The sequence below is a fragment of the Streptomyces atratus genome, assembly GCF_900119365.1.
GTDB classification, from domain to species: Bacteria; Actinomycetota; Actinomycetes; order Streptomycetales; family Streptomycetaceae; genus Streptomyces; species Streptomyces atratus_B.
This window is the reverse complement of record NZ_FPJO01000074.1, coordinates 1-8,070: the sequence shown is the minus strand read 5'-3', so window position 1 is coordinate 8,070 and position 8,070 is coordinate 1. Positions and strand designations below refer to the sequence as shown.

The 8,070-nt window shown below is 69.2% G+C and carries 7 protein-coding genes; 5 read left to right on the top strand and 2 right to left on the bottom strand.

Annotation, left to right across the window (positions count from 1 at the left end):
* The 4 genes from BT364_RS38645 to BT364_RS38625 form a co-directional block, all read left to right on the top strand.
* Nucleotides 1-956: NAD-dependent epimerase/dehydratase family protein (locus BT364_RS38645; protein ID WP_072489792.1), on the top strand; the 956-nt coding region annotated here is incomplete at its 5' end.
* Between the two features lie 116 nt (nucleotides 957-1,072).
* Entirely contained in the window at nucleotides 1,073-2,092 is a 1,020-nt protein-coding gene (locus tag BT364_RS38640) for a dihydrodipicolinate synthase family protein (protein ID WP_072489791.1), read from the top strand.
* Complete coding sequence (locus BT364_RS38635; protein WP_072489790.1) at nucleotides 2,076-3,104, top strand: hydroxyacid dehydrogenase; 1,029 nt, start codon at nucleotides 2,076-2,078, stop codon at nucleotides 3,102-3,104. Before BT364_RS38640 ends, BT364_RS38635 begins: the two co-directional genes overlap by 17 nt.
* A gap of 558 nt (nucleotides 3,105-3,662) precedes the next feature.
* A complete protein-coding gene (locus tag BT364_RS38625; protein WP_072489788.1) occupies nucleotides 3,663-4,427 on the top strand; it encodes a DUF899 family protein in 765 nt (254 codons plus the stop codon).
* 306 nt (nucleotides 4,428-4,733) lie between these two features.
* Here the strand turns inward: BT364_RS38625 and BT364_RS38620 are convergent, their stop codons facing one another.
* Nucleotides 4,734-5,021 (bottom strand): hypothetical protein, encoded by a 288-nt coding sequence (locus BT364_RS38620; protein ID WP_072489787.1) that lies wholly within the window; start codon nucleotides 5,019-5,021, stop codon nucleotides 4,734-4,736.
* Nucleotides 5,022-5,380: 359 nt separating this feature from the next.
* Here BT364_RS38620 and BT364_RS38615 point away from each other — a divergent pair, with 359 nt between their 5' ends.
* A complete protein-coding gene (locus BT364_RS38615; RefSeq protein ID WP_107408416.1) occupies nucleotides 5,381-6,787 on the top strand; it encodes a glutamate decarboxylase in 1,407 nt (468 codons plus the stop codon).
* A 400-nt stretch (nucleotides 6,788-7,187) separates the two neighbouring features.
* Here the strand turns inward: BT364_RS38615 and BT364_RS38605 are convergent.
* The coding region (locus BT364_RS38605; RefSeq protein WP_072489785.1) for an IS4 family transposase at nucleotides 7,188-8,070 on the bottom strand (883 nt) is incomplete at its 5' end.

The window sequence follows — 8,070 nt, the reverse complement described above, 5'->3', positions numbered from 1 at the left end:
GCCTCGAAGGCGATCTGCTGGTACTCGGCGCCGGCGGCAAGATGGGCCCCAGCCTGTGCCGGCTGGCCCGCCGCGCGCTGGACGCCGCGGGCCGCACCTACCTGACCGTACACGCCGTCTCCCGCTGGTCCGACCCGGCCGCGGCACAACAGCTGGAGGACGCCGGGGTCCGTACCGTGCCCTTCGACCTCATGGATCCGGCCGCCGACCTCAAGGAGCTGCCCGACGCGGAGAACCTCGTCTTCATGGTCGGCGCCAAGTTCGGCTCGGCGGACGCCCCCTCGCACGCCTGGGTCGTCAACGCCGCCCTGCCCGACCGGGTCGCGCGCCGCTGGCCGGACGCGCGGATCGCCGCGTTCTCCACCGGCAACGTCTATCCACAGGTGCCGGTGTCCTCCGGCGGGTGCACCGAGGACGACCCGGTCGGGCCGGTCGGCGAGTACGCCATGTCGTGCCTCGGCCGGGAGCGGATCTTCTCGCACGCGGCCCTCACCCGCGGCACCCGGGTCGCCGCCATCCGTCTCAACTACGCGGTGGACCTGCGCTACGGCGTCCTCGCCGACATCGCCTCCGCCGTCCGGGCGAGCGAGCCGGTCGACGTCACCACCGGCCACGCCAACGTCGTGTGGCAGGGGTACGCCAACGAGGTCGCGCTGCGATCCCTGCTGCACACCTCCGCTCCGGAGCCCTTCACCCTCAACCTCACCGGGCCCGAGACCGCGTCCGTAAGGCGGCTCGCGCACTGGTTCGGTGAGGAGTTCGGCAAGGATCCCGTGATCGCCGGCGAGGAGGCTCCGACCGCGCTGCTGTCCGACGCGAGCTCCTGCCACGCCCTGTTCGGCTACCCGGACGTCACCCTGCGCACCCTCGTCGAGTGGCAGGCCGACTGGCTGCGCCGCGGGCTGCCGCTGTCCGGCAAGCCCACCAAGTTCCAAGTCCGCGACGGAAGGTTCTGATCCCCGTGTCCCGTACGCCCGCAGCCGCGACCGCGCCTGCACCCGGCCCCGTAGCCGCGACCACTCCCAAACCCGTACCCTCCTCGGCGGCCGCGGCAGCCCCGGCACGCACTCCGATGGACGTGCTCGCCGAGGGAGCCGTCATCCCCGCTCATCCACTCGCCCTCGGCGCCGACCGCAAGCTCGACGAACGCCGGCAACGCGCACTGACCCGTTACTACCTGGCCTCCGGCGCGGGCGGCCTCGCCGTCGCCGTCCACACCACCCAGTTCGAGATCCGCGAACCGGGCATCGGCCTGCTGGCACCGGTCCTCGAACTCGCCGCCGAGACCGTGCGGAACGAGGCCGGCCACCCCGTCGTCACCGTCGCCGGGGCGTGCGGCCACACCGCGCAGGCCGTCTCCGAAGCCGAGCTCGCAGCCTCCCTCGGCTACGACGCCGTGCTGTTGAGCCCCGCCGTGCCCGGCGCCGACGAGAAGGGGCTGCTGGACCGGGCCCGCGCCGTCGGCGAGGTGCTGCCGGTGATCGGCTTCTACATCCAGGAGGCCGTCGGCGGCCGTTATCTCTCACCGTCGTTCTGGAGCTCATTCGCAGACCTGCCGAACACTGCGGCCATCAAGATCGCGCCCTTCGACCGCTACCGCACCGCCGATGTCGTACGGGCCGTGGCGGCCGCCGATCGCTCTGACGAGGTCGCCCTGTACACCGGCAACGACGACGACATCATCGGTGACCTGCTCACCCCGTACGAGACCAAGGGCACTCGGCGGTGGTTCGCCGGCGGGCTGCTCGGCCAGTGGGCCGTTTGGACCGGCTCCGCCGTCACCCTCCTCGATCAGGTCCGGCGGGCACGCGCCGGTGACCACGACGCCATGGTCGGCTGCCTCGCCCGCCGTCCGGAGCTCACCGACGCCAACAGCGCTGTGTTCGACGTGCGCGGCGGATTCCGCGGTTGTATCGCGGGTGTCCATGAAGTGCTGCGCCGCCAGGGTCTGTTGGAGGGCATCTGGTGTCTCGATCCGAAGGAGGTCTTGTCTCCCGGCCAGGCCGAAGAGATCACCCGGGTCGCCACGGCCTACCCCTGGCTCACCGACGACGACTTCGTCGCGGAGCACGTCGATGACTGGCTCTCCTGACCCGGGGGCGGCCCGCCTGCCGCGGGTCGTCGTCGCCGTACCCCCGCACCTTCGTGAGCAGTTCTTCACCCCCGCGGTGTGGCAGAGCCTCTGCGCCGCGGCGCAGCCGGCCGTCCTCGACGAGCACACCGACCGGGACGCACTCGGTGCGGCGCTGCCCGGTGCCCGTGCCCTGATCACCGCTTGGGGCACGCCCCGCCTCAGCGAGGAACTCCTCGACGTCGCTGACCGACTGGCGATCATCGCCCACACCGGATCGGCGGTCGCCCCGTACGTCACCGAGGAAGTCTTCCGGCGCGGGATCCTCGTCACCCAGGCCGGTGACGCGATGGCACGCCCGGTCGCCGAGGTGGCCCTGGCGTTCACCCTCGCCCTGCTGCACCGCATCCACCGCTTCGACCACGCGCTGCGCGGCGGAGCCGACTGGGACGAGGCCAGCCAGGCCCCGCCGCGGCACGAGGTCCAGGGCTGTGCGATCGGCGTCATCGGAGCGTCCCGCACCGGTCGTGCGTACATCGAGCTGGCGAGGGCACTGGGGGCACAGGTCGCGGTCACCGACCCGTATCTGACGGCCGAGGACGCACAGCGGCTCGCGGTACGGGTGGTGCCGCTGGACGAACTGCTCCGTGGCAGCCGGATCGTCGCCGTGCACGCCCCTGCCACCGCCGAGACCCGGCGCATGCTGGGTGCGCGCGAACTGGCGCTGTTGCCCGACGGCGCCGGTCTGGTCAACACCGCCCGTTCCTGGCTCGTCGACGAGGACGCGCTTCTGGCGGAGGTGTCGGCGGGCCGGCTGGACGCTGCGATCGACGTCTTCGACACCGAACCACTGCCGGTCCGCCACCTGTTCCGGAAACTGCCGAACGTTCTGCTGACCCCTCATCAGGCGGCGGGCACCGCCGAGTGCCGTCAGCGGCTCGGCGCGAGTGCCGTGGAGGAGGTGTTGCGGTTCCTGCGCAGCGAGCCACCATTGCACTTCGTGGGGCCGGACGCACTGGCTCGCGTCCTTTGATCACACCTGCGCCCCGGCAGCCGGACGAGCGCCCTGTGGCACGCCGCCCGGCCCTGCGAACGCCTCTGCTATGCGACCGGCGCCCCAGCCCGCCCCAGAACCGGGAACCGGGACGGTGTGGTCCTTGGTCCAGAACCGGGAACCGGGACGGTTCAGCTGGTCAGCTGCTTGCTGCGCGCTTTTGTCCGGCACTCTGGGCAGCAGTTGGAGGTCGACGGGCTCGGAAATGTTCAGGAGGGATGGACGTCAGTGCATGGGTGAGACTGAGCGGCCGAGTTGGCCTGCCTTTGATGGCGTCGAGATACTGACCCCTGTGAGTAGCGTCGCGTTCGTGGATATCTCAGGTCTGCTGGGCAGCGGGAAGAGCCCCCTGGCACGGAGTCTGGCCAGGCGCCTCAGCCTTCCGGTGATCGATAAGGATGTGATCCTGGAGTCCCTCTACGACTCGCTCGGAGTCGGTGACCATGCCTGGCGAAACAGGCTGAGCAGAGCAAGTGACGACATCATGTTCGCCTTGGCAGCGGACGCCGGCCGGCGAAGGGACGAAAGGACGAGGTCATGACTGATCAGGAGAACAGGACGGCCGACCGCGCGTCGGCGTTGCCGGCGGTGGCCGACCGGGCCACCTTCCAGGCAGAACTGGACAAGCTGCGGGTGCGGGAGAAGGCGCACACCCGGGAAGGTGACGCGATCGCTGCGGCCCGACGGCGCCTGCCCATGGTCGAGGTGGCCGCCGATCTCGAGCTGACGGGGCCCGACGGGCCGGTCACTCTGCTAGAAGCGTTCGAAGGGCGCAGCCAGCTCATCGCCTACTACTTCATGTGGCACCACGGCCACCCCGCGGCCGAGCAGTGCGAAGGCTGCACGTGGGTCACCACCCAGGTTGAGGAGCTGTCCTACCTTCACTCGCGCGACATCACCTACGCGGTCTTCTGCCAGGGCCCCTACGAGGCAAGCCGCCGCTACCGCGACTTCATGGGCTGGGACGTGCCGTGGTACTCGGCAGTCCCCTCCCAGGACGTGCTCCTGGTCGGACGCCATGTCGGCATGATGCACCTCGTGTGCTACCTACGGGACGGCGACCGCATCTTCGAGACCTACTGGACGACCCTGCGCGGCGTAGAGGCCATGGACTACAGCTATGCACTCATGGACCTCACCGTGTACGGACGTCAGGAGCTGTGGGAAGACTCGCCCTCCGGCTGGCCCCGCGTTCAGGGCACGCCCGCCGATCACGTCCGACTGCGGAGCAACGGACGCCCCATCCCTCAGTGGTCACGACTCGAGGCTGGCCGTTCCGACGACCTCACACCGAGGCCCTGACGCTCAAGCGGCCACGCAGGGCCGGAGGGGTCGGCGATGACCGTGCAGCCCGGGGCGATCTCCGTGTAGCCGCGCGTCGCGGACCACCGGGAGGCCCGCGGCCAGACATCGCGGCGCCTGCAGCGGCCGCAAACCAGCGCTCACCCCCCAAGCAGGCGCGGGTCAGGGGCTACTTCGTTTGTCTTCTCGGCGAAACCTGCTGTGGCTTTGTCGGTGAGCTACGGGTTCTGGCACAGACCTTGGGGAGCGGTCGCGGAGAGTGACGGTTTCGTTCGAGTGCAGGGGAGGTCATGAGCCGGAGGCCCGTCAGCGTTCACGCATTCTGGTCCACCACCAGCCGAACATCGCCAACTCGATGTAGTTGGGTTCCGGCAAGGTACGACGCTCGAATTCCGCATCGATGCGTGTGATCAGTCGGCCCAAGTCCCGTTTGGCTCCGGGAGGAAGGTGCAGCATCGCCCTCTCCAGGTCATCACGGGCATCTTCCACCTCTATCCCAGGCGAACAGGCCTCGGAGGCGTTCAGATATCGTCCAGGCTGCTTAAAAGCCCACTCGAAACGAGAAAGCGCATTAGCGACCGCGTTGGGCCACATCTCCTGGTCTTCGACCTGGCGGATCGCTGCACGAGTCCGCGCGGAGACACCACGGACCCTCAGGACCGGATACTGCCGTCGTGGCCGCCACCGCTCTGCACGGACGACCTTGGGACGCCTACGCGGCATCGCCCTTTCGGATCAACATGAGGCCATCCTGCCACGGTAGGGCACCTGTATGGCCCGCGACGGCTCCCCAAGATCTGTGCCAGAACCTGACTCTCGGCGACAAAGCCACAGGGAGGTCGGCACAAGGCCCGGGATGTCAACCTCGCTACCTGCCGCCGTGCCCTGGGTGGAGTACGCCCGCTGTCGCGCGCTGGTGCCCACCCATAGCCTTCAAGAGACACAGCAGGACGATGCGAGAGGTGCCACCGGTGGCTCTGCACAACGCCCGAGCGGCTACCGACCCGGCCGCCGACATCTTCACGTCCCCGCTGAGCGAACAGCCCCTGTCCAAGCGGGCCATGCCGGATCTGCCGGCACCCCCGAACGTCGTCTACCAGCTGCTGCGCAGCGAACTCCTGCTCGACGGCAACGCGGCCCAGAACCTGGCCACGTTCTGCACCACTTGGACCGACGACGAGGTCCGCCACCTGATGGACCTGTGCCTCGACAAGAACATCGTCGACAAGGACGAGTACCCGCAGACCGCGGAGATCGAGTCCCGGTGCGTCAACATCCTCGCCGGCCTGTGGCACGCGCCCGCCGGCACCGACGGAGCCGAGAACGCCATGGGCTGCTCCACCACCGGCTCCAGCGAGGCCGCCATGCTCTGTGGCCTCGCACTGAAGTGGAGGTGGCGCGACCGTCGACGCGCCGCCGGACTGCCTACCGACCGGCCGAACCTGGTGTGCGGGCCGGTGCAGGTGTGCTGGGAGAAGTTCGCCCGCTACTTCGACGTAGAGCTGCGCCAGGTCCCGGTGGAGCCCGGGGCGACCGGCCTGCAGGCGCACCAGCTGCGCGAGTACGTGGACGAGAACACCATCGGCGTCGTGGCGATCCTCGGGGTGACCTACACCTGCACGTACGAGCCGGTGGCGGAGATCACGGCCGAGCTCGACCGCATCCATGAGGAGACCGGTCTCGATATCCCCCTCCACGTCGACGCGGCCTCGGGCGGGTTCATCGCCCCGTTCCTGCACCCCGACCTGCAGTGGGATTTCCGCCTGCCCCGGGTCGCCTCGATCAACGCCTCGGGCCACAAGTACGGCATGGCCCCGCTCGGCGTGGGGTGGGCCCTGTGGCGCGACAAAGCGGCCCTGCCGCAGGACCTGGTCTTCCATGTCGACTATCTCGGCGGCGACATGCCGACCCTCGCCCTGAACTTCTCCCGCCCCGGCGGGCAGGTCATCGCCCAGTACTTCATGTTTCTGCGCCTGGGCCGCGAAGGGTACCGGCGCGTCTACCAGGCATGCGCCGACACGGCGCAGCACCTCGCCCGGCAGGTCGCCGACATGGGCCCCTTCACCCTGCTGTACGACGGCACCGGGGCGCTGCCCGCGGTCTCCTACACGCTAACCGATCCCGGCTCGGTCGGTTGGAGCCTGTACGACCTGTCCGACCTGCTGCGCATGCGCGGCTGGCAGGTCCCCTCCTATCCACTGCCGCCGAACCGTCAGGAGACCGTGATCCAGCGCGTGCTCGTGCGGCACGGTGTCGACCGGGACGAGGTCGAGCTCCTCGCCGGCGACATGCGAAGGGCCATCAAGCGCCTCGACGAGGGACACCCGCGCGACTCGACCCGCGTCGGCTTCCACCACTGATCAGCGCCCGGCACGCCGCCCTCACCGGTGCCCGGCATCTGAGTCAGGCTCTGGTCCACTTCGTGTGGTCGCGTACACAGGGTGACTGTTGATCTTCGCTTAATGGTGGTTCCAGTGGTCGTAGGCGGTCAGTGCGCGCATGACTGGCTGGCGGCGCATGAACCTGGCTCCCCTCATCAGGCCCCTTGGAATCGGTCATCTAGCCTCAATACCGGTGCTTTAGGGCTTAATTCGTGGAGTTGGGGATGTTTTGGTGGGTTCGACGAGGGTGACGGCGGGGGTGGCCGGGCGAGGTGGGTTGTTGTGTTCGGTGCGTTTGAGTGCCCAGTTGGACATTTTGCGTTTGATCACTCGCGGGTTGGACCGTAACCGCCGTGGTTCCAGGAGGCGTTCGGTGATTTCACGCAGGGTCTGCTTCAGTGCCCGGGTGAGCCGGGAGGGGGGAAAGTCCCGCCTGGCTGGTGGTCTGCCGGCGGACGACGCGCAAGGTGCGGGTGAAGGACATCCGGTCCGGATCCTCCCTCTCCTGCCGGGCGGCCTGGTGCATGAGGTCGCGCAGGGCGTGGTGCACCAGGAGGAACCCGAAGATCTCCTGCTCGACCCCGACCGGATGCTGGGAGCGCAGGACGAATCCGGGTCCGCCCAGGTGGATCTTGATCTCGTCGAAGGTCGTCTCGATCTCCCAGCGCTCGGCGTAGAGCGCGGCGAGCTCCACGGCCGGTGCGGTGGCCGGGTCCAGGAGTGTGGTGACCAGCCGGTAAACGGCGCCCTCCCCACCTGGGCCCAAGGCGTATTCGATGACGCGGACCTGTGCCGGGTCGGCCCGCCGGTTCTTGTCCCGGGCGGCAACGATCTCCGACAGATACGAGCCATCGGGCAGCGCGGCCACCACGGGCAGGACCGCGTTGCTCCGGACCCGCCACAACAGGTCCGCGCCGGTCGACGCGGCGGCCCGCCACAGATCGAAGCCGAGGAAGCCCCGATCCGCCAGGAGCAGCATTCCTCTGGTCAGCGAGGGGAACAGACGGTGGGCCAGGGCCATCTCATGCACCGCCAGTGGCGCGACGTCGGCGGCGAACACGGCGTGGGTACCGCACTCGACCAGGGCCACGGCCCTGGCCTGCGGATACGCGCTCCTGCCCTGGCCACGCCCCGTTCCCGGCCGTCCGAAGAAGGCGGCGTTGGCCTGCGTATCGGGAAGGTCGAAGGTCGTCCCGTCCACCGACACCAACCGCAGACCCCGAAACCACGCTCCCGTCGTCGCCGGGAGCGCCACGGGCCGA